The organism is Calyptranema fuscum S582 (genome assembly GCF_055793305.1).
In genome coordinates this window covers 80201-103466 of sequence record NZ_JBSLYH010000010.1, presented here as the reverse complement: position 1 = coordinate 103466, position 23266 = coordinate 80201, and the positions used below count along the sequence as shown (strand labels likewise).

The window sequence follows — 23266 nt, the reverse complement described above, 5'->3', positions numbered from 1 at the left end:
CCGAAAATTTATTTTTGGAAGCGCGGCGGAGCCGCGCTTCCAAAAATGAACGTCCAGGTTTTAATGAATTTGTGATCCTCAACGGAGCAGGTGCGACAACTCCGAACGTTTTTTAGGAAGTATCTCAAGGTTTAAATCTGAGAATTGGGCGTGAAAAGTCTCAGCCAACCTTCAGATTTTTATTTCAATTTCTCAGGGGGAAATCATTTTTTTTCATTGAGATCCAGGCAAGATGGCTTTTAGTCAACACCCCAAACTTTTGAATGAAGCCGAACACTATGAAATTGAATCGATTGGTATTGCTTGGTGTTACCACTGCTCTCGTTTCTGCCTTACCCATAGTTGCAGTTGCGATCGCCACTCCTTCATCCGTATCAGGTCAGCCGTCTATAACTCATAGCGTGATGGTGGCACAAAGCACATCTGTCCTAAAATCAGGCTCATTTGTGGCGGGTGAAGCACCCACGACGGGTGCAGCCCGCATTGTTACCGACGATGGGCATCGCTATTTAGAAATTGATGCCGCCTTCAGCACCAGCACTCAAGGCCCCGACCTGCACGTTCTTTTAGATCCGGTAGCCCAACCGGGGCAATCGTATAGCAATCTGGGCAGTGTGATTAATCTGGGTGCTTTACAAGACTATAGTGGCGCACAACGCTATCCTATTCCAGATACGATTAATCTAGATGACTATGGTGCCGTTGTGATCTGGTGCCGCATGGCAAACGCAACCTTTGGTTATGCTCCATTGCGTTAGGGTAGTCCTGGAACTGTCATGATTTTTTGGGGCGCGGGCGTCGCCCGCGCCCCAAAAAATCATGACATGAATACCACTACCGATTTGGGCGTTGCTGATTTTGGGTATGAATTGAACGTGAAACCTTTGGTTTCACGTTCAATTCATACCACTCTTACAGCCATTTTCAATTGATTAAGCCACAGATTTTTTGTTGTGTGCCGCGCAGAGCGCGGCACACAACAAAAAATCTAAACATATTCAAGCGCGAAGCGCTGTAAGCAATGCCCCGATTTGCGATATAGCAAGGAAGATAGAGGGAGAATGATGATGACGGCTGAAGAAACCAGGCTAGAAGAAACTCGCAAGCGTCAAGCCAATTGGAAAAAGTGGGGTCCCTATTTGAGCGAACGCCAATGGGGTACAGTTCGGGAAGACTATAGCGCGTATGGTGAAGCCTGGGACTACTTTCCCCATGACCAGGCACGCTCTCGGGCATATCGCTGGGGCGAAGATGGCATCGCTGGCATCTCAGACGATCGCCAGTTACTGTGTTTTGCGATCGCCCTGTGGAATGGGGAAGATGCCATTTTAAAAGAACGCTTATTTGGTTTAACTGGGTCGCAGGGCAATCATGGAGAAGATGTCAAAGAATACTACTTCTATCTCGACAACACCCCGACTCACTCTTACATGAAGTATCTGTATAAATATCCGCAGCAAGCGTTTCCCTATGGACAATTAGTAGAAGAAAATGGGCGACGCAGTCGCCAAGAATCAGAATTTGAATTGCTGGATACAGGTGTGTTTGAAGGCGATCGCTACTTTGATGTCATTGTTGAATATGCCAAAGCAGATACTGAAGATATCTTGATTAAAATCAGCATGAGCAATCGGGGGACGGCAGAGAAAACGCTACATCTCCTGCCGTCCCTGTGGTTTCGCAATACCTGGTCGTGGGATGAAGGGATGCCCAAACCTGGCTTGAGTCGGGGGATTTCTGTTGATCCGGCGACTCAAAATCACTATCCCACACCATCCAGTACTCCTCCTGCTGGTGTCGCCAGTATTGCAGCTCAGCATCCAACCCTGGGACGCTTTCAGCTGTACTGTGAAGCTCAGAATAACGAAGTTCCTTCCTTATTGTTTACAGAGAATGAAACCAATCATCAACGGTTGTACGGCGTTAAAAATCAGAGTCTATACGTCAAAGACGGGATTAATGATTACATCATCAATGGTCAGATCAATGCCGTAAACCCGGCGCACGTGGGAACAAAAGCTTCCGCTGATTATCAGCTGGCGATCGCAGGTGGTGAAACGAAAGTAGTGCGTCTGAGGCTGAGTCGGGCGTTGGATTTAGCTCAACCCTTTGGGCATGATTTTGATACTATCTGGCAAACACGGGTGCAAGAAGCCGATGCATTTTATCACCGGATCTGTCCCTTTCCCATAGATGCCGATCAGCAAACTATTCAACGGCAAGCATTTGCCGGAATGTTGTGGAACAAACAATACCTGTCCTATTCGGTCGATCGCTGGTTGAAGGGCGATCCAACTATGCCATCCCCGCCGCCAGAGCGCAAAAATGGACGGAATCATCAATGGTTGCATCTCGAAACTGAAGATGTGCTTTCGATGCCCGACAAGTGGGAATATCCCTGGTTTGCCGCGTGGGATCTAGCATTTCATTGTCTGCCGTTAGCCATAGTTGATCCAGAGTTTGCCAAGCAACAACTCGACCTGATGACACGGGAATGGTATATGCATCCCAATGGTCAAATTCCTGCCTATGAATGGGCATTTGGCGATGTCAATCCGCCGGTTCATGCCTGGGCAACCTGGCGTGTTTATAAGATCGAGCAGAAGATTTATGGCAGAAGCGATCGCCAATTTTTAGAGCGGGTATTTCAAAAGCTATTGCTCAACTTCACCTGGTGGGTGAATCGCAAAGATACCGAAGGCAGTAATGTATTTGAAGGTGGCTTTCTGGGGCTAGATAATATCGGTGTGTTTGACCGCAGTGCGCCCTTACCCACCGGCGGTTACATGGAGCAATCAGACGGCACCAGTTGGATGGGAATGTATTGCCTCAATATGCTGACGATCGCTTTAGAATTAGCAAAAGAAAATCCTGTCTACGAAGACATGGCAACCAAGTTTTTTGAGCATTTCCTCTATATCGCTGATGCTATGAATCATATTGGCGGGGATGGTGCGGAATTGTGGGATAGCGAGGATGGCTTTTACTACGATGTCTTGCACTTGCCCAATGGCGAACGACTGCGGCTAAAAGTGCGATCGATGGTTGGCTTAATTCCCCTGTTTGCGGTGGCAACGTTGGAATCCGATCGATTGAATAGTTTGCCTGGATTCAAAGAGCGGATGGAATGGTTTATTGCCAATCGCCCTGACCTGACGCGCAATGTTGCCTGCATTCAAACCGAAGGGACAGACGCCAGACGCTTATTGGCGATCGCCTATCCTGATAAGTTGCGTTGCATTCTCAAAAAAATGCTAGATGAAACCGAGTTTCTCAGCCAGCATGGTATTCGTGCCCTGTCTCGCTGTCATTTAGAACATCCCTACATTTTTGTAGCCGGAGGACAGCAGCACCGCGTCGATTACGAACCTGCTGAATCCAGTAACGGTTTATTTGGTGGAAATTCCAACTGGCGAGGTCCGATCTGGTTTCCGGTCAACTACTTGATTATTGAATCTCTGCAAAAATTTCATCATTACTTCGGCGAAGACTTCAAAGTCGAGTGTCCGGTCGGATCAGGTCAAATGCTGACTCTGTGGGACGTTGCTACTGTTTTATCAGAACGGCTTATGCAAATCTTTGCCCGCAATGAAGCCGGATATCGACCCGTTTATGGAGGCAATGAAACGTTTCAAACGGATCCCCACTGGCGAGATTTGATTTTGTTTTACGAATACTTTCATGGTGATAATGGTGCAGGCATTGGAGCCAGTCACCAGACGGGTTGGACGGGGTTGATTGCTAAACTGATTCAACAGCATAGCGAATATCAAGGGCAACACAAAACTCCTGAATCAGCTCCATGTTCACCCCTGGTCACGGATCACCCCTAAATTCACATCACATCCTAAAGATCTTTATAAAATAACTTGAACAACTTTTTTGGGAGAGTGCGGCTTCGCCGCACTCTCCCAAAAAAGTTGTGGGTTTTAATTTTGTAAGGATCCTAAGATGGAGGAATACTTTAATTTGGGATCAGTAGATGCTGCGATTTCAACCCCCAGGGTTTAGCCAAACGGTGATCGAAACCTCCTTGGGCGTCATGGCATACTACACATCGGTGAGCAGCTTTTGGCAACCGGATTTGCCCCCCCATTCAATACCAGACACGACCTCAGATTCAACCCCAGTCTTACTGTTTCTGCATAGTTTGGGCGGTGGATCGTCAGCCTACGAATGGTCAAAGGTTTACCCGGCATTTGCTGCTGATTATCGCATTATCGCCCCCGACTTAATTGGCTGGGGGCAATCGACCCATCCCCAACGCCAGTATCGGGTCGAAGATTATTTACAAATGGTGACCGAGTTGATTGAGCAAACTACCTGGGCACCCGTGGTCGTCTTTGCTTCATCCCTCATGGGAGCGATCGCCATTCGCTTAGCCAGCCAACGTCCTGAGCTATTCCAAAAGCTATTGCTGGTCTGTCCATCGGGGTATGGCGACTTTGGCGAAGACTATCGCCGCAATCTGGCAGCTCAAGTAACCAAAATCCCTATCGTCGATCGCTGGATTTATCAACTGGGAGCCGCGAATGAAATTGCGATTCAAACCTTTCTAGAACAATTTTTGTTTGCCCAGCGATCGCGCATTACCCCCGAAATTGTGGCGGCTTATCTTGCCTCCGCCCGGCAACTCAATGCCGAATATGCGGCTCTATCTTCGTTACGGGGCGATGTCTTTTTCGACTTGAGTCTCCACATCAATTCTCTCAAAGTTCCCACTGTGTTATTTTGGGGCGAAAATGCTCGTTTTGGCAGCCCCTCAAAAGGTCGCCGATTGGCTCAATTAAATCCCCAGGCGATCGCCACATTTCACGAAATTCCCAATGCTGGCGTGTTACCCCATCTTGAAGTCCCAGAGATTTTTATTGGCTTAGCTCAACGGCACTTATCACCACAGGTTGAGGTAAAACCCAACGCCGACAGATCGTAGTTGAGAGCCATACGAAGCGCGTAGTGTAAGGGCTTAGCATTGGGCAAAAAATCCCTGATACATCCCGAAAATCCTTACCCTAATGCTAAGGAGTGGGAATTAAATAACTCCGATGATTTGTTGTACGGGCGAACGGCCGTTCGCCCCTCCAAACGATTCAATATTCGATCTTATTTAATCCACGATCCTAAGGGTTTGTTGAAAAATAGTTTCACGGTTTTGTCTGGCTATTAGCTATTAGCCAACAGCTAACAGCCCAGCTCATGTTATTTCTTTACAGCTCCTAAGCCCTTACGGGATGTGATGGTTCTGACACAACATCCATCAGAATCAAGGACATCCGCTATTTTGAGGATTTCAGCATCAAACTATTCACCGTCAGGATGGATTGAATTTCTTGCATCAGTTCGTCTTGCTCACGTCGCATCGTTTCCAAGCGATCTAACAAAACGGTTAGCTGTTGTTGCGGGGGGTCTTCAGGTATGCCATCCGCACGGGCAACGGAGGGTCTGAGGGTTTGCACAATCAGCCCCAGCAGCCATTGCCCCAGGCGAAAGGGAAACCGAAATAAGGCGAGCCAAACCCGTTCGGCAAAGTGGGCGATCGCCTTCAAAAAGCCCCACAACAGAAAAAATAACATCAGCAGAATGACCAACACCCACAGCGGGTGAGAAACTGCCCAAGCAACAATGGGGTGCTGGTCTAGCCAGCTGGAGATAGAACTGGCGATCGCCGTTTGTACACTATCCATAACCCAGGTTGTATTCATCGTCGTCGTCCTCAATCCAAATGACGATAGCAATGCCCAAATTACAGCCATTTTATGGGGTCGTTGATTTCTTCGGCGGCGATTTACAAGTTTCTTCTTTAAACTTGATCTCCTATCGCAATTGGGTAGTCCTGGAACTGTGATGATTTTTTGTGGCGCGGGCGACGCCCGCGCCACAAAAAATCATCACAGGGTTCAGTAGGACGGGGTGCAGGGCTGTCCTTTGGACAGGAGGCACAGCCCCCCGCCCCGCGTTCTAATCAGCCCTTCGGTAGCTACATAGCAATTTTCCATAGCGTAGCGTATACGTTGTTGGAGCGCCGCGCGGAACGCGGCGCTCCAACAACACACCAGTACTTTTCATCGGTGACGATAAATCGGTCACCCGACAGCTGAATGCAAAAAGTTAGGATTTGCATCATTTGCTCTAGCCCTAGAGATTGAGATTGCTGAAGTTTGGATGTTACATCCGGGGAAACAGTAAGATTGCTGTTATAAATAATCTTTACGTTCGTATCAAAATTAGCTACGAAATCCTTGTTTTTGCGGGTTCCTTTCCTGTGATTTGTTTGACAACATCGGGGAAGCACCACTAGCACGTTCCCAGTCACCAGGGTGGCGGACAGAGGCAATGTTCACTATGGCGAGAATTTTAATCGTTGAAGATGAACGGGTTGTTGCTTGGAGTATTCAAGAAGCTTTACAAATTTTTGGTCATGAAGTTATTGCCAATGCTACATCTGGGACAGAGTCCCTGAACGCGATCGCAGATATACAACCCGATCTTGTCTTAATGGATATTTTGCTGGACGGGCAAATAGATGGCATCACGGCAGCGACCGAAATTCGCCAGCGATTCGGCATCCCTGTGATCTATGTAACAGCCCATAGCGATCCGCAAACCTTACGACGGGCGATCGCCTCAGAACCCTTCGGCTACTTAGTCAAACCATTTAATTCTGCCGAATTAAAAACTGCCATTAATATCGCGCTTTATCGTCGCCAAAAAGAAAAGCAACTTCAGGCAACCGAACAATGGCTGGTCACCACTCTCAACAGCATTGGCGATGGCACGATTACGACCGATCGCGATGGTTACATTACGTTTATGAACCCGGTTGCCGAAGCACTGACCGGATGGCAGCAATCAGAGGCGATCGGCAAATCTGCCACCCATATCCTTGACCTGATTCATAGCGAAACTCGGGAAACGTTAGACAACCCCCTGCTTCAGTCGATTCAGTCTGGCATCAGCATCGCAGTGCCCACCGAATGCCTGTTGCGCACCAAAGATGGTAGAGAACGAGCCATCGGAGATATCGCCTCGCCCATTCGCAATCCGCAAGGAGACATTATTGGCAGTGTTTTAGTATTTCGAGACATCACTCAACAAAAACAAGCCCAAACTATACTTCATCGCCGCGAACAAGAATTTAGGGCATTGGTAGAAAACTCACCCGACATCATTGCCCGGTTTGATCGAGGCTTACGCTATACCTATGTCAATTCAGCCATGGAACGTGCCATTGGCATTCCGGCTAGAGCCTTTATTGGCAGAACCAACCAGACTTTAGGAATGTCGGCAACCGTTGTAGAGTCATGGGATAAGGCACTGCAAGACGTCATCGCCACGGGCATCGAACAAAGCATTGAATTTGCCCTGTTGACCGTTGAGGGAATGCGATTCTATCAATTTCGATTGGTGCCTGAATTTGACCCCGATGAAACAGTGGAATCTGTGTTAAGTGTGGCACGCGATATCACCGAATATCGACAAGCCCAGCAAGCGTTACAACATCAGGCAGAGCAAGAGCGTTTGTTGAGTGCCATCGTGCAACATATTCGAGCATCGCTCAATTTGGATGACATTCTCAATACCTCTGTCACTGAGATCCGTCAACTATTGCAGGCTGATCGCGTAGTCATCTATCAGTTTTATCCCAATGATGGGGGGGCTGTGATTGCTGAGTCCGTCGATGCCCGGTGGGTGCCGATGTTAGGACGAGAAATTTTTGACCCGTGCCTGAATGTTGAACAATGCATCATTCCCTATACTCACAACTATGTGGGGAATACGCCCGATATTTACACCGCTGGTTTTGCCGATTGTTATATCGATTTATTAGAGCAGTTTCAGGTAAGAGCCAATCTAGTCGTGGGCATCGTTTTAGGTGCCCAGCTCTGGGGCTTAATGGCAATTCAGCAATGCCATGCGCCGCGTCAATGGCAAGCCTGGGAAATGAAGTTATTGCAACAACTGGCTGAAAAAATTGCGATCGCCATCCAACAAGGTCAGCTCTACCAACAGATTCAGCACCTCAACAGCGATCTTGAAGCTCAAATTCAAGAACGCACAGCTCAACTGCAACAAGCGTTTAATTTTGAAGCTACCCTCAAACGAATTATCGATCGCGTTAGAGATAGCCTGGACGAAAAGCACATTTTACAAACGGTTGTGCGAGAGCTTGCCCGCACCGTCCGAGTTCATACCTGCAACGCTGCCCTCTACGATTTAGAACACCAATCCTCAACCATTTGCTATGAGTACACCACGTCCGGGGTGCCATTTCAGGGCTACACCATGCGAATGGCTGACTTTGCCGAAGGCTATGAGCAATTATTGGCAGGCGAATATTTCCAATTTTGTAGTTTATTTCCCCATCCCGAACAGGGGCGTGTTGCCAAACTTGCCTGCCCCATTCAAGATGATCAGGGCGTGCTGGGCGATCTGTGGTTAATTCATCAAGCCGATCGAGTGTTTAGCGACCAGGATATCCAACTGGTTGAGCTGGTGGCTAGCCAATGTGCCATCACCTTACGGCAAGCTCGGCTGTACCATGCTGCCCAGGCCCAGGTCGAAGAGTTAGAACGGTTGAATCGCCTAAAAGATGACTTTTTGAGTACGGTTTCCCACGAGTTGCGCACACCCATGTCTAACATCAAAATGGCAACTCAAATGCTCGAAACGGTTTTGTTTAGACATGCTGATTTGGAAACCCATGAGGAGGCAGAAGCCTCTGACGCACCATTAATCTTACCGGCTGCCACGCTGGCACAGGTCAAACGCTATTTCCGTATTTTGCAAGATGAATGCCGCCGAGAAATTAAGCTGATTAACGATTTGCTCGACTTGTCTCGGTTAGAAGCCAATGATGAAGCCTTGAAGAACCTGACCACGATTCAACTGCAACCCTGGTTGCTGCAAATTGCGGCTCCCTTTATAGAACAAGCGGCACGCCAAGAGCAACAGTTTCTGTTGCAGATTCCCGATAATTTGCCTTCTTTAACCACTGATTTATCGTATTTAGAGCGCATCGTTGCCGAGTTGCTCAGCAATGCCTGCAAATACACCCCCATGTCAGAGTCCATTATCGTGTCGGCAAAGGCGATCGCCAATGGCGATCGCCTTTGCCGACACGATAGTGGCAGTCTAGCCTTCCCCGATAGACCTGAGGCGTTACAAATTAGCGTTACCAGCACCGGGATCGAAATTGCCCCCGACGAATTGCCCCGCATTTTCGACAAGTTTTACCGGATCCCGAGTCATGACCCCTGGAAACATGGTGGTACCGGGTTAGGCTTAGCGCTGGTAAAAAAGTTAGTAGAGCATTTGGGGGCAACGATTGAGGTCATCAGTCATGAAGGGCAAACGACCTTTATCGTGCAGTGGTAAGCCCCGGAAACGGTGCTGTTTTGAGTGAAATGGGTTGGGTGCTGCGCGCAGCACCCAACCCATTTCATAAATCCTGGCTGGATTTAGCAACGGTGTCAGGCTATATGGCGTTAAGTAGAGAAACGGTATTGTCGGGCACTTCGCGCCCTACAATACCATACTGAATCAACCTGCCTAGTGTTGCAAACACCCAATTTTGCAACAGGGGGGTTGGGGGCGAAGCCCCCAAGAAGGGGTTCCACCCCTTCACCCCTGACAAAACGAAAGTTTTGCTGTACTAGCGCTATCCTTAAGAACTTCAACGGCACTCACCATTTCTTCATGAACACCCTGTGTGAAGTTGACGCTGCATTTCAAGATTTGTAAAAGATCCTCTGAATACTGAAGAAAAGATAATCAAAAATACGTGAGATTAAACATACGATCTAACCCATTGGATTTTTTTTGATGAAGCTCTGTAGGCATGGCTTAATCCAGCTACGAACTTTAGTGTGAGTGCCGTGCGGCACTCACACTAAAGTTCGTAGCCTAAATCAGTACTGCCGCCTCATAACCCCATAACGTTCATCCCTGTATGGAACCGAGTCTGAATAGTCACTGCGTTGATCGTTTGCCGTGTTCAAGTACATGCTAGCCCCATTAAAACGCATGGTATTCCCTAGACTGATCCGTTCCTTTACTATTCCTCGACCGTGGAGTTTAAGAGCAATTTTGACCGTTGTCTTTGTTGCTCAAATTGTTGTGGGAATTGGCTTAACCAGCCATCTTGCCTTCAGAAATGGGCAAAGAGCCGTCGAAAATCTGGCGCATCAGTTGATGGCAACCGTTAGCGATCGCATTTCTCAGCAAATCGAGAGCTATCTCTCTACGGCTTATTTAATCAATCGATTGAATGTAGATGCCTTTGATGATGGCGATCTAGACCTGCAAAATACGACTCAATTGACCCAGCATTTGTATGAGCAAATCGAAAATTTTGACTCAATTGACGTCGTTTCGGCTGCCGCCCAGGATGGCAAATTTGTCACCTTCAGCCGACATTCAGGGCAGATCAACTTCCTGCAACCCGATGCCTCAACCCGCAACAAAATTGATGAGTATGCGGTCGATCCACACGGTAATCAAACTGCCCTATTACACAGCTATCAACAATCTGATGCCAGCAAACGACCCTGGTATAAAATCGCGGTTGAGCAACGGCAATCGACCTGGGTTCCGATTTTTCAAATGGGAAACGATCGCGATCTGTCACTCAATCTGAGTGTGCCTGTGTATGAATCCAATACGGGTGCATTGCGAGGTGTGTTTTCCACAGGCATTTTGCTGTCTCGCCTCAATTATTTTTTGCGCACCCTGACAGCCGATGAAGTCCGAACCGTTTTTGTCATGGAACGGAATGGATTGCTGGTGGGCACCTCAACCAGCATCATGCCCTATACGACCGGGTGGCAAGAGGGCGCACCGCAATACAAGCGGGTGAATGCAGCTGACAGTCAAGCCCCCATCGTGCGGGATATCAGCCGCAGTTTGCAAGCTCAATTTAGCAGCTTCGATCAGATTGAGGAAAATCAATATCTTCAGCTCAAGCTCAAAGACGATCGCTATTTCGTCAATGTCCTTCCCTTCCGGTCTAGAGACGGGTTGGATTGGTTGATTGTTACAGCGATACCCAAGTCGGTGTTTATGGCACCCATCAATGCCAATACCCATCAGACCTGGTATCTCCTCAGTTTTGTGTTGGTAGGGGCGATCGCTCTGGCAACGGCACTAGCCCAGTGGATTGCCACCCCCATCCAAACCCTCAGCCGCGCTGCCCGGTCACTGGCACAACAAGCCGCCGATAGAACGATCGCCACCCATTACCCAACGCCCCACGGCTGCATTGCAGAGCTGTCGATTATGGCGCAGTCGTTTGAGCAAATGTCATTCCAACTGCGGCAATTGTTTGAGTCACTCAATAGCGCCTGGTTAATCTCAGAGGCAAAATTTACCAAAGTTTTTCGAGTTAGCCCCGATGCCATCTCTCTCACTACCCTGGCAGATGGACGATTTATCGAAGTCAACGATACCTTTCTGCATACCTATGGGTTCTCCCGAGATCAGGTGATTGGTCGCACAACCCTGGAGGTAGGGCTATGGACTAATGCTGCCGACCGCGATCGCTTTCGACACTTGCTTCAGCAAACCGGGCATATTTCCAATTTAGAAGTAGAGCTGCAAAACACGCCCACCGGGGCAAAAACGCTGTTGCTGTCTGCCGAAATCATTCATTTAGATGGCATAGACTGCGTGTTGACCCTGCGCCGCAACATCAGCGATCGCAAACAGTTAGAAAATCAACTGAAAGCATCGGAAACCCGGCTGAATGACGTCCTGAACAGTGTTAATGCCGCCATCGGCTGTTTTTACATTTTTGCCGACCGATCTCAGCGAGAAATCTACCGCTCTGCTGGGCATGAAGCTGTGTTTGGCTATACGGCTGACGAATTTTCGGCAGATCCCAACCTGTGGCGATCGCGGGTCGTGCCAGACGACATCCATTCGATCGACTTTTGGGATCATATTTTTAACGAACGGACTGCCCAATTTGAATACCGTTTTCACCACAAAGATGGCAGTCTGCGGTGGATTTCTGAAACCTTTACGTCTCATCGCCATGCCACCGAAGATTGCTGGGTCGTTACGTTTGTGGAAACTGATCTGACACAACGCAAACAGTTAGAAGAGTCGCTCAAAGAAAGCGAAATCCGGTTCCGGCAAATTGCTGCCAACATCCATCAATTTTTCTTTATTCGCTCTGCTGAGACTGGGCAGTTTCTATATGTCAGTCCCGCCTACGAAACCCTCTGGGGACGGTCGTGCGCAAGCCTCTATGAAAACCCTAACTCGTGGCTAGAAAGCATTTATCCCGACGATCGCATCCTGGTTCAAACCTCACTGAAAACCCAGTTTCAAGGTAATTCGGCAACGCGAGAATATCGCATTATTCATCGCGATGGCAGCATTCGGTGGATTGCCGCAAACGTTTTGCCCGTAACCAATGAAGCCGATCAGACGTTGCACTATGTCGGCACTGCCGAAGATATTACAGAACGAAAACAGCTTGAGTTGGCGTTGCAAACTTCTGAAACGCAATATCGCTTGATGTTTGAAACAAATCCCAACCCCATGTGGATTTATGACCTGGAAACCCTGACGTTTTTGCGGGTCAATCAAGCGGCGATCGCCCACTACGGGTATTCTGAAGCAGAATTTTTAGCCCTATCTCTCTTCGATATCCGTCCACCCGAAGACGTTCCTGCCTTCAGACAGGCGATCGCCAACCCTGGTGTACCTGCCCGACGGATTGGCAAGCACCGCAAGCGCGATGGCAGTTTGATGGATGTCGAAATTACCTCCAGCAACTTGACCTGGGAAGGAAAGACTGCCCGATTTGTGCTGGTCAACGACATCACTCTGCGAAAACAAGCAGAAGCCATGCTGCAAAAATCTGCCCGCATTGTTTCTGCAACCCCCGATGGCATTGCTCTGGTCGATCGCAACTACGTTTACACCCTGGTCAACCAAACCTATCTACAACGGAATGATAAAACCTACGATGAAATTGTCGGGCATTCTGTTGCCGATTTGATGAACCCAGATATATTTGAGTCCGCGATCCGACCCAGACTCGATCGGTGTTTTGCAGGAGAAACGATTCAATACGAAGAATGGTTTCACTATAAAGTCATAGGGTCGCGGTTTATTAGCGTGACCTATGTCCCCTATTTAGAACCAGACGGCAGCATTTCTGGAGCCATTGTCACAAGCCGCGACATTACCGAGCTGAAGCAAGCCGAACAAACCCTCCAAGACCAGGAAGCATTTCTCCGAAGTGTCTATGATGGCGTGCAAGAAAGTATTTTTGTTGTAGATGTGGTCGCCCCCGGAGAATTTCGCTTTGTCGGCCTCAATTCAGCCCACGAGCGTTTCACGGGTCTTTCTACAGAGTTCCTCATCGGCAAAACACCCGCCCAAGTTTTATCTCCAGAATGGGCAGCGATCGTCCAGCAACATTACCAAGCCTGTGTTGATGCTGGCACTAGCATTACCTACGAAGAATATTTGCCGTTTCAAGGGCACGAGTATTGGTGGCTGACCCAGTTGACTCCGATCCGCAATCACCACAACCAGATTGTCCGCATCATCGGCACCAGCATCAATACAACTGACCTGAACCAGGCAGAACGAGAGGTCAAACGGCTTAATTTGGCAATGGAAAATGTGATCGAAGGCATTGCCCAAATCGATTTAGACGGAAATTATGTCAGCATCAACCCAGCCTATGCCAACATGATGGGCTATACCCCAGACGAAATGGTGGGGATGGGGTGTTTACAAGCTATTCATCCCGATGATTTAGAAGAAGCGATCGCCGCACATCAAGAAATGCAGCGCACCGGCAGAGCCGAAATGGAACTCCGGGGCATCCGTAAAGATGGTTCGATCTTCTATAAACAGGTCGTGCTCGTCGCCATTTACGATAATCACCAGCAACAGACCGGGCATTACTGCTTTGCCAAAGATGCAACCCGCCGCAAACAGGCTGAAACGGCGTTGCAAGAAAGCGAACAGCAGCTGCGACAAATTGCCGACAATATTGAAGATGTCTTTTTCTTAAAAGATTTCAAATCGGGGCAGCTGATCTATCTCAACCCGGCGTACGAACAGCTCTATCAGCTATCGTCCCAGCTTCTATACGACGATCCGTCTTCCTGGCTTGATCATATCCATCCCGACGATCGCGATCGCATCCTCTACAATTTAGAATTTCAAAACCAGGGCGATCGCTTTTTTGATCAGGAATATCGAGTCGTTCTGCCCGATGGCTCAATTCGGTGGATTTGGGATCGCACCTTCCCGATCTACAACGAAGCCGGAGATATCATCCGCTTTGCTGGCGTCAACCGTGACGTTACGGGTCGCAAGCTGATGGAAGAGGCGTTGCGTACCAGCCAGGAACGGCTGAATAGCATCCTCAACTCATTAGAAGATATGGTCTGGTCAGTCAGCTGCAAAGACTACAGCCTGCTGTATATGAGTCCGGCAGTAGAAGCGATCTACGGCTACTCGGTGGCTGACTTTACCCAAAATCCCCGACTGTGGATGGAGGTTGTTCACCCAGATGACCTCACCATCATCGAGGCTGGAGCCAGTGACTTAATTCGAACGGGCAGCAAAGATCAGCACTATCGCATCATCCGGTCGGATGGCACGATGCGCTGGATTCAGGTTCGCGCCCGACTGATTTACGATAACGACTGCAACCCAATTCGCATTGATGGCATTACGACCGACATTACCCAGCGTAAACAGGCAGAAGATGCGCTGCACCAAAGTGAAGAGCGATTGCGCTTAATTACCGAAGCCCTGCCCGTCTGTATTTCTTACATTGATGCCCAGCAAATCTATCAATTTGTCAATAAAACCTATGAAATTTGGTTTGATTGCCCTCGCGAAGATATTGTCGGTCGGTCGGTTCGAGACGTTTTGGGAGATGCCGCCCATCAAAAGCTTCAGGGCTATATCCACCAAGTTCTTGGGGGTGAAGCTGTTCACTATGAAACCGAAGTTCCTTATCTCAGGGGTGGAAGTCGCTATGTCGATACCATCTTTGTCCCGGTGCTGACGGAAACCCATGAAACTCTGGGGTTCTATTCATTAGTCACCGATATTAGCGATCGCAAACACGCTGCCTTAGCCTTGCAAACGAGTGAAGCTCGCTTCCGCAGCATTTTTGAGCAAGCTGGCATCGGCATGACGCTGGTCGAAAGTACGTCAGAAAAATATTTCAAAGTCAATCAGCGATTTTGTCAAATGCTGGGGTATACCGAAGCCGAACTGTTGGAGCGCACCTGGAAAGACATCACCTACCCCGACGACATTGATCCCCATTGGTTTGCTAATACTGCTCAAATCCTGACTGATCAAAGCATGAGCGCTTCTAGAGAAAAACGCTACATCTGCAAAAACGGCAGTATTCGGTGGGTCAATCTGACCCTGTCGCGGGTGCGAGACTCTGACGGCTCCCAGATCTATGACATTGCGGTCGTTGAAGACATTCAAGCCCGCAGGCAAGTCCAGGAACAGTTGCAAGACTCGCTCAAAGAAAAAGATGTATTGCTGTCTGAAATTCACCATCGCGTCAAAAATAATCTGCAAATCATCTTTAGCTTGCTTGACCTACAAGCCATGCGTACCAGTGATCCCCCGATTCGTGCTGCTTTAGAAGATAGTTGCAGCCGCATCTACTCGATGGCACTGGTACACGAACGCCTCTACCGCTCTCAAAATTTTGCCGAAATTAAACTGACCGATTATGTTCAAGAATTAGTCCTGCATCTGCTCCAGACCTATCGATCCACCTCTGGCATTATTACCCCAGAATTGGATATCTCTTCTAGCGTTACGGTGTCGCTTGACCAGGCTATTCCCTGTGGGTTGTTGTTAAACGAGCTGATTACCAATGCCCTAAAACATGGCTTTCCAGACGGTCAATCGGGCAAGCTATATATATCGTTGGATCAAACCGAGAATCAGCTTCTGTGTCTTAGGGTTGCCAACGATGGTGATCAACTGCCCGATAATTTCGCTCTAGACATGTCGGTTAAGTCGATGGGCTTAAGACTGGTGCTGACGCTTGTCGATCAGCTCAATGGTGCCATCGAGATTGTTAGAGGCGATCGCACCTGTTTTATTGTCACCTTTCCACCCTACACAGCGGAGTCCTCTGACCTCTAGATCCGCGAAGTTGGTTAAATTTCAATGAATTTCATAAGTTCTCAGCTAGTCTGGTAGGGGGATCGGGTACGTTTGAATGAAAACCAGGGAAATAAACAAAACTAGTATAGAAACGAATTCAATTCATACCAACTTAAAAACAAACGCGACAGATGGGGGCGCGAGGTATTTGCCCCCATCTGGGGGCATAGCCCCATTCCCCTTTAGCCGTCCTGAGTTCTGTTTAATTTGGTATCAATTCCTGCAAAACATTTAGTTACTCTGCTAGTTACTCTGCATGGCAAGAATCTTAATCGTTGAAGACGAGCGGCTCGTTGCTTGGAATATCCAGGAGATCCTCAAAATCTTTGCCCACGAAACCGTGGCAACGGTTAATTCTGGGGACGAAGCTCTCCGGGTTGCTGCCGAAACCCAACCCGACCTGGTGCTGATGGATATTCGGTTGCGCGGCAAAATGGATGGCATCAGCGCCGCGCAACTGATTTGGGCACAGCTTCACATCCCCATTGTCTATCTCACCGCCCATGCAGACGAACAAACGATTGAGCAAGCCATTGGTTCTGCACCGTTTGGCTATGTCATCAAACCGTTTAATCGGCTTGAGTTACATGCGGCTATTAAGACGGCACTGCGTCGGCATCAAGAAGAAAATACCGTGTGGAAGAACTGGCAACACCTGGAAACCACGGTCAACAGCATTGCCGATGGCATGATTACAACTGACAAAGAAGGTCGGATTACGTTTATGAATCCGGTTGCCGAAGAGTTGACGGGCTGGCAACAAGCCGATGCCTTGGGCAAACCTGCCATTTTGCTGATGGAACTCGTCCATGCAGAAACGGGTGAATCGATCGAAAATCCAATTTTGCAAGCGATTCGAGACGGAGTGCAGACAACTCTGCCAGCCAATTGTTTGCTGAAAATGAAAGATGGAGTACGGCGAATTATTGGAGATTCGGCTGCCCCAATCAAAAATGCTCAGGGTGAAGTGTTGGGCGGGGTCTTGGTATTTCAAGACATCACCGATCGACAGCAGACCGAAGAGACCTTGCGGCAACAAGCTGAACAAGAACGATTGTTAGGGGCGATCGCCCAGCGCATTCGGCGATCGCTCAACCTGGATGACATTCTCACCACCACGGTTGCTGAGGTGCGACAGGTTTTAAATATTGATCGAGTGATTATTTATCGCTTTGTCACAGAACTGAGTCCAACCTCGGCAATCCCATCGGTCGATCCAGATCTATCGCTGGCAAATACGCCCGGCTTAAATCTGCCGGATTGGGGTGGCATGGTAATTGCTGAGTCTCTGGCAGAGGGTTATCCGGTCATGTTGGGGTGCCCCATTGAAGACGCGCACCTCACAGTCGAACCTTGCATTCGTCATTATTTACTCGGAGGCAGTCAGGCAGTCGCAGATATTTATACGGCTGGTTTAGCCCAGTGTCATGTGGATATGCTGGCACGCTTTCATATCCGGGCAAACCTGGTCGTTGGTATCTTACATGGCGATCGCTTGTGGGGCTTACTGGCAGCGCAACACTGTGCAACACCCCGACCCTGGAAAAGTTGGGAAATAAGTTTACTAAAACAGTTGGCAGACCAGGTGGGCATTGCCATTCAGCAATCTGAACTCTATCAACAAGTGCAACAGTTAAATACCCGGCTTGAACAACAAGTCCAGGACCGGACAGCACTTCTCAAACAAGCCTTCGACTTTGAAGCATTGCTGCGACGCATCATCATCAGCGTTAGAGATAGCCTGAATGAACAAAAAATTCTGCAAACGGCGATCCAGGAGCTATCCAGCCAATTAGCGGTAACGTTTAGCAATGTTGTTTTTTTTGAGCTGAATGATGAGCAACAAGAAGTTTTGACGGTCGTCACAGAATCTACCGAGCAGCATCCTGAGTTAGCTGGTTTGGTGCTATCGGCGGAAGATTTTCCTGAAATCACGACTCAATTGATGCAGGGAATCGCACTAGAGTTTTGCACAACGGTAGACACCTATCCCTGGAGCTGGGCAACCGTGCTCATTTGCCCCATGATGGATGATCAGGGGCTAATGTTGGGCGATATTTTATTGCTGCGCGATCGCTCTGAGTTTTTTAGTCTTGCCGAAATTCAACTGATTCAACAAGTCACCGATCAATGTGCGATCGCCATTCGCCAGGCACGCCTTTATAAAGCCGCTCAAGCTCAAGTAGAAGAATTAGAACGTCTCAATCGGCTTAAAGACGACTTTCTCAACACTATTTCTCATGAATTACGGACTCCTATTTCAAATGTCAAACTCGCGATTCAAATGCTTGAAATCATTCTGCAACCGATGGGGCTATTAGACCCTAAATTGGGAGCAGCTCAATATTTTCAAGTGCTAAGTGATGAATGTGAACGAGAAATTAGTCTGATCAATGACTTGCTCAATCTGAATACATTAGAAGCCGGCACAGAACCGCTGATTCTGTTTGATATTGACTTGAAAAACTGGTTGCCCCATGTGCTTGAGCCATTTACCAAAACCATGGGCGATCGCCATCAAACGATTTCTCTAAATCTGCCTGCAACCTTGCCCATTCTCAAGAACGACATCGCATCCCTGGAACGCATTCTGTCTGAATTGCTAACCAATGCTTGCAAATATACCCCTGCTGGAGGAGCGATCGTTTTATCTGCTCAGATGATTGAAACGGACAGCCGCAAGGCGTTACAAATCACCGTCAGCAACACAGGCGTCGAAATTCCGAGTACCGAAATCAGCCGCATTTTCGAGAAATTCTATCGCATTCCCAGTGGCGATCCATGGAAATATAGCGGCACAGGCTTGGGGCTGGCTCTGGTCAAAAAACTAGTAAGCTACATTGATGCAGATATTCGGGTAGAAAGTAACACCCATCAGACCTGCTTCATCCTGGAGTTTAGTGCAGATTACTTGTTGTTCTAACTTGTAACTCCTCAATGGCGAGGGTTTGAGCGCACGCCGCCGCCGCGCGCTCAAACCCCCTCACTGTTCTACCGCAATGTTTCATAACGTGATGTACAAGGTGTTGCGAGAGCCGCGCGGAGCGCGGCTCTCGCAACATTCATACCCTATCCAGGCTTCGGTTTGCCATGCAAATTCATCCCAAAATTCAACACTGTCCAGATTGACAAATGGGATAGGCAGATTGGTATGTCGAAGTACGTTTGCCAAATAAAGCATAGCGATTGTCTCGAACCTGTTGATAGACGCGATCGCCCATCCACTTCATCCCTGGCAATGCCCGATATGCGTCGATAAACGGCTGCCCAACAGGCAATAACCGAGCAATCTCCTCAGCGGCATCACTGCCTTGCCAGCGCTGTTCTGGCAGATTGCCATTGATCACAATCATGCCCAATTCGCAATCTTGGGGTGTAATCCCAAACCGCTCCAGAGCGTCAGGATCTTGCATAGGTGCATAGTGAAACTGTTGACCCGCATCCAGAGATTCCAAAAATCTCACCAAATTGACACACAGGTTACAGTTGCCGTCATAAATTACGTGGTACATCCCTAAGACGATCCAATAAACAGACTACTCAAATTTATGGCATTCATGGCATTTATGAATCAATCGCTATGGAGATAGCCATAGAAAGCGATCGCACTATGCTATGTTTAATTCTCGCAGATTTCCAAACTTTGCAAAACACGGCGTATCCGTTGGTCAATCCAATCACAATCTTTGTCAAAATTTTATTTCTAAGAATTAAAGCTACTTAATCCCTTCAGACTGTAGCGAAAGCACACCAACCATAGACCCAAAACAATCAATTTCATAACATATTCTTAACCTAAGCTTTACTCTCATGCAGTATCTTGCGACAGGAAACCCTGTAAAACGCAGATCGATTTTTTAGAGAGTTGAGAGGACTTATGGTTTTTACGAACCGCCCAGCACGCTTGGCATCCGCGATTTCATTGGCTGTTCTCATTGGAAGTTTAACAGCTTGCGCCAGTGGCGGCAGCGATACCACGACCGAATCTCCTGCTGGAGACACGGCTGCTTCCGCACCAGCCTCCGATCTCAGTGGTGATATCTTAGTTGACGGTTCCAGCACGGTCTTCCCCATCAGTGAAGCTATGGCGGAAGAATTTATGGCATCTAACCCTAATGTTAGAATTACAGTAGGTACCTCTGGCACAGGGGGTGGATTTGAGAAATTCTGTGGTGGCGAAACCGCAATCTCTAACGCATCCCGCGCCATTAAAGAAGAAGAAGCTGCAAAGTGCAAAGCAGCCGGTATTGAATATATTGAAATTCCCGTTGCTACGGATGCACTCACGGTTGTTGTCAATCCTGAAAATGATTGGGCAACCTGCCTCACAGTTGCAGAACTGGGCACCATTTGGTCACCGGATTCTCAGGGCAAAATCACCAGCTGGAACCAGGTTCGCCCTGATTTCCCCGATGCACCCCTGACACTCTATGGACCCGGCACTGATTCTGGCACCTTTGACTACTTTACTGATGAAATCAATGGAGAAGAGGGTGCTAGTCGAGGAGACTACACCGCCAGCGAAGACGACAACGTCTTGGTTCAGGGCGTGGAAGGTGACAAAAATGCATTGGGCTATTTTGGCTATGCTTACTATGTAGAAAACCAAAACAGGCTCAAAGCCGTTGAAGTAGACGGGGGCGAAGGCTGTGTTGAACCTAGTCAGGAAGATGTCTTGAACGGCACCTACAAGCCTTTATCTCGTCCTCTATTTATCTACGTCAGCAAGAACGAGATGGAACGTCCTGAAGTAAAAGCGTTCATCCAGTTCTATACAGATTCCGCAAACAAGGAATTTGTTGAAGAAACAGGGTATGTCCCGTTGGATGATGCTAAATATACTGAGGTCAAAGGGCTAGTTCAGTAGACCTTGCTTACCCAGTTGACAATCATTCAGTTCGCAGGCATAACTGCATTCAGTCGGGCTTCTAGCGTGTCGCTGAGTCTAAACGGCTCGTGATGAAGCCCTATCCTGCAAGTTCTCATTTCTGTTAGACCTCTTTCAGATTAGTTTGGTCAAAGGCTTTGCCCCTGACCAAACTAATCCCAAAAACTTAATTTGCAAGAGGTCTATTGACGACGAGTTGTGCTGAGAGTCGCTGTCAGGTCAGTCCTTCAAGACCGACCTGACATCATTCGTTAAGTTTAAGGTTGTTGACATGACTGACAGTTCTCTCCCCAGTGAGCAGCAATCTGCTGTTCTATGGCATCCCAATCGTGCTCAAAGCAAACGATCAGAAGCTATTGTTAAAACTATTTTTGGTATTTTTGCGGCTCTGTCAATTCTGACAACCGTTGGCATTGTGCTGTCACTGATTACTGAAACCCTGCGATTTTTTGCCCAGGTTTCGCCCCTACAATTTTTTACAGATACTGCCTGGACGCCGCTATTTACGAATCCTAAATACGGCATTTTTGTGCTGATCAGCGCAACATTTTTAACATCCTTGATTGCGTTGTTAGTTTCTGTGCCTCTAGGTTTGTTAGCGGCTGTATGCCTGAGTGAATATGCCCCTCGCAAAGTGCGCACCTGGTTGAAACCGGCGCTTGAGATTTTGGCAGGTGTACCGACCGTTGTTTTCGGGTATTTTGCCCTGCTCACGGTCACCCCTGTTTTGAAAGTGCTTGTCCCAGGGTTGCAAACATTTAATGGTCTAAGTGCTGGTCTGGTTTTAGGGATTGCCTTGCTCCCGACGATCGCCTCTTTGAGTGAAGATGCGATTTATGCAGTCCCCCAGAGCCTCCGACAAGGTTCTTATGCACTCGGTGCAACCAAACGAGAAACCATTGTCAGTGTTGTCCTTCCGGCAGCACTGTCTGGCATTGTGGCAGCGATTATTTTGGGTATAGCACGGGCAGTGGGCGAAACGATGATCGTTACCCTGGCAGCTGGGCAAAATCCGACTCTGACCCTTGATCCACGAGTGCCAATCCAGACCATGACCTCTTTTATCGTTCAGGTCAGTGGAGGAGATGTTCCGGTGGGCACTCTAAAATATGACACACTGTTTGTCGTTGGCATGACCTTGTTCTTGATTACGCTTGTGCTCAATATCTTTAGTTTCTGGTTTGTTCGTCGTTACCAGGAGAAGTACGAATGACATCTCCCCGTTCTATGCCTCAACAACAAGGGTTTCAGGCTAACGAGCATTTTGATCCAAAGTTATCCTCCCGCTATACTTGGGATCAAGTTTTTATGCTCGCTAGTTGGTCAGCCACAGTTATTGGTATCTTGGTATTGGTGTGGTTGCTGACCACGACCTTTTTAGATGGGTTGCCCCGACTGCACTGGGATTTTCTGACGAGCTTCCCCTCCCGACGTCCGACCAATGCCGGAGTTCTATCGGCTTTAGTGGGTACGGTTTGGTTGTTGTGCATTACGGCTGTATTCGCATTCCCCATTGGTGTCGGTACAGGTATTTTTTTGCAAGAGTTTGCCCCTGATTCTTATATAACGCGAGCTGTCGAGATTAATATCAGTAATCTGGCAGCAGTGCCATCAATTATTTATGGCTTGCTCGGTCTCATGGTGTTTGTTCGAATTATCGAACCCATCACCGGCGGCAGGAGCGTATTAGCTGGTGGTCTAACGCTGGCGTTATTGATTTTGCCGGTGATTATCGTTGCCACGCGCGAATCGTTGAAGGCAGTGCCAGACAGTTTGCGGATGGCAGGGATGGCACTCGGATCAACGCGATGGCAGACCGTCTGGCATCATGTCTTACCCCAGGCATTTCCAGGAATTTTGACAGGTACGATTCTGGGTTTATCGCGTGCTATTGGTGAAACTGCGCCGTTGATTGTGATTGGTGCACAAACCTTTGTGCCATTTACCCCACCGATTTCGCTAGAAGGGTTTCAATCGTCTTTTTCTGCCCTTCCGATTCAAATTTGGAACTGGACTTCTCGCCCCCAAGAAGAGTTTCATGCCAACGCGGCTGCGGGCAGCATCGTTTTGATGATTGTGCTGCTAATTATGAATGCTGGAGCGATTTATCTACGGAATAGATTTCAATCTAGACGATAAGTTTGGGTTGACAGATAGCTGGTGTTGCAATATTTACCGTTGCAACAGGAGGGTTGGAGCCTT

11 protein-coding genes are annotated in these 23266 nt (G+C 48.2%); 9 read left to right on the top strand and 2 right to left on the bottom strand.

What is annotated here, in order from left to right; translation table 11 throughout:
• Nucleotides 1–278 precede the first annotated feature (278 nt).
• From ACR6Z4_RS09410 to ACR6Z4_RS09400, 3 genes are all read left to right on the top strand, one after another.
• Complete coding sequence (locus tag ACR6Z4_RS09410) at nt 279–758, top strand: DM13 domain-containing protein (protein WP_479716997.1); 480 nt, start codon at nt 279–281, stop codon at nt 756–758.
• A 309-nt stretch (nt 759–1067) separates the two neighbouring features.
• The gene (locus ACR6Z4_RS09405; RefSeq protein ID WP_479717051.1) at nt 1068–3833 is read left to right on the top strand and encodes an MGH1-like glycoside hydrolase domain-containing protein; all 2766 of its coding nucleotides are present in this window, start codon (nt 1068–1070) and stop codon (nt 3831–3833) included.
• A gap of 149 nt (nt 3834–3982) precedes the next feature.
• On the top strand, nt 3983–4933 hold the full coding sequence (locus ACR6Z4_RS09400; RefSeq protein ID WP_479716996.1) for an alpha/beta fold hydrolase: 951 nt from the start codon (nt 3983–3985) through the stop codon (nt 4931–4933).
• A gap of 343 nt (nt 4934–5276) precedes the next feature.
• Here the strand turns inward: ACR6Z4_RS09400 and ACR6Z4_RS09395 are convergent, their stop codons facing one another.
• A complete protein-coding gene (locus ACR6Z4_RS09395) occupies nt 5277–5702 on the bottom strand; it encodes a hypothetical protein (RefSeq protein ID WP_479716995.1) in 426 nt (141 codons plus the stop codon).
• Nucleotides 5703–6342: 640 nt separating this feature from the next.
• Between ACR6Z4_RS09395 and ACR6Z4_RS09390 the strand changes: the two genes are divergently transcribed.
• The 3 genes from ACR6Z4_RS09390 (at nt 6343) to ACR6Z4_RS09380 (ending at nt 19099) form a co-directional block, all read left to right on the top strand.
• A complete protein-coding gene (locus tag ACR6Z4_RS09390) occupies nt 6343–9375 on the top strand; it encodes a PAS domain S-box protein (RefSeq protein WP_479716994.1) in 3033 nt (1010 codons plus the stop codon).
• A 648-nt stretch (nt 9376–10023) separates the two neighbouring features.
• A complete protein-coding gene (locus ACR6Z4_RS09385; protein WP_479716993.1) occupies nt 10024–16155 on the top strand; it encodes a PAS domain S-box protein in 6132 nt (2043 codons plus the stop codon).
• 277 nt (nt 16156–16432) lie between these two features.
• Nucleotides 16433–19099, top strand: a complete 2667-nt coding sequence (locus ACR6Z4_RS09380; RefSeq protein ID WP_479716992.1) for a GAF domain-containing protein — start codon at nt 16433–16435, stop codon at nt 19097–19099.
• A 187-nt stretch (nt 19100–19286) separates the two neighbouring features.
• Here the strand turns inward: ACR6Z4_RS09380 and ACR6Z4_RS09375 are convergent, their stop codons facing one another.
• On the bottom strand, nt 19287–19688 hold the full coding sequence (locus ACR6Z4_RS09375) for a thiol-disulfide oxidoreductase DCC family protein (protein ID WP_479716991.1): 402 nt from the start codon (nt 19686–19688) through the stop codon (nt 19287–19289).
• A gap of 365 nt (nt 19689–20053) precedes the next feature.
• Between ACR6Z4_RS09375 and ACR6Z4_RS09370 the strand changes: the two genes are divergently transcribed.
• From ACR6Z4_RS09370 to pstA, 3 genes are all read left to right on the top strand, one after another.
• Nucleotides 20054–21043, top strand: coding sequence for a PstS family phosphate ABC transporter substrate-binding protein (locus tag ACR6Z4_RS09370; RefSeq protein WP_479716990.1), 990 nt, complete (start codon nt 20054–20056; stop codon nt 21041–21043).
• A gap of 292 nt (nt 21044–21335) precedes the next feature.
• Complete coding sequence (gene pstC, locus ACR6Z4_RS09365; protein WP_479716989.1) at nt 21336–22277, top strand: phosphate ABC transporter permease subunit PstC; 942 nt, start codon at nt 21336–21338, stop codon at nt 22275–22277.
• Nucleotides 22274–23203, top strand: a complete 930-nt coding sequence (gene pstA, locus ACR6Z4_RS09360; RefSeq protein ID WP_479716988.1) for a phosphate ABC transporter permease PstA — start codon at nt 22274–22276, stop codon at nt 23201–23203. The genes pstC and pstA overlap by 4 nt, the downstream gene beginning before the upstream one ends.
• Nucleotides 23204–23266 lie beyond the last annotated feature (63 nt).

Bases quoted from the DNA above. Each gene is read 5' to 3' on its own strand.
- ACR6Z4_RS09410 (WP_479716997.1), top strand. From the start codon at position 279: ATGAAATTGAATCGATTGGTATTGCTTGGTGTTACCACTGCTCTCGTT.
- ACR6Z4_RS09405 (WP_479717051.1), top strand. From the start codon at position 1,068: ATGACGGCTGAAGAAACCAGGCTAGAAGAAACTCGCAAGCGTCAAGCC.
- ACR6Z4_RS09400 (WP_479716996.1), top strand. From the start codon at position 3,983: ATGCTGCGATTTCAACCCCCAGGGTTTAGCCAAACGGTGATCGAAACC.
- ACR6Z4_RS09395 (WP_479716995.1), bottom strand. From the start codon at position 5,702: ATGAATACAACCTGGGTTATGGATAGTGTACAAACGGCGATCGCCAGT.
- ACR6Z4_RS09390 (WP_479716994.1), top strand. From the start codon at position 6,343: ATGGCGAGAATTTTAATCGTTGAAGATGAACGGGTTGTTGCTTGGAGT.
- ACR6Z4_RS09385 (WP_479716993.1), top strand. From the start codon at position 10,024: ATGGTATTCCCTAGACTGATCCGTTCCTTTACTATTCCTCGACCGTGG.
- ACR6Z4_RS09380 (WP_479716992.1), top strand. From the start codon at position 16,433: ATGGCAAGAATCTTAATCGTTGAAGACGAGCGGCTCGTTGCTTGGAAT.
- ACR6Z4_RS09375 (WP_479716991.1), bottom strand. From the start codon at position 19,688: ATGTACCACGTAATTTATGACGGCAACTGTAACCTGTGTGTCAATTTG.
- ACR6Z4_RS09370 (WP_479716990.1), top strand. From the start codon at position 20,054: ATGGTTTTTACGAACCGCCCAGCACGCTTGGCATCCGCGATTTCATTG.
- pstC (WP_479716989.1), top strand. From the start codon at position 21,336: ATGACTGACAGTTCTCTCCCCAGTGAGCAGCAATCTGCTGTTCTATGG.
- pstA (WP_479716988.1), top strand. From the start codon at position 22,274: ATGACATCTCCCCGTTCTATGCCTCAACAACAAGGGTTTCAGGCTAAC.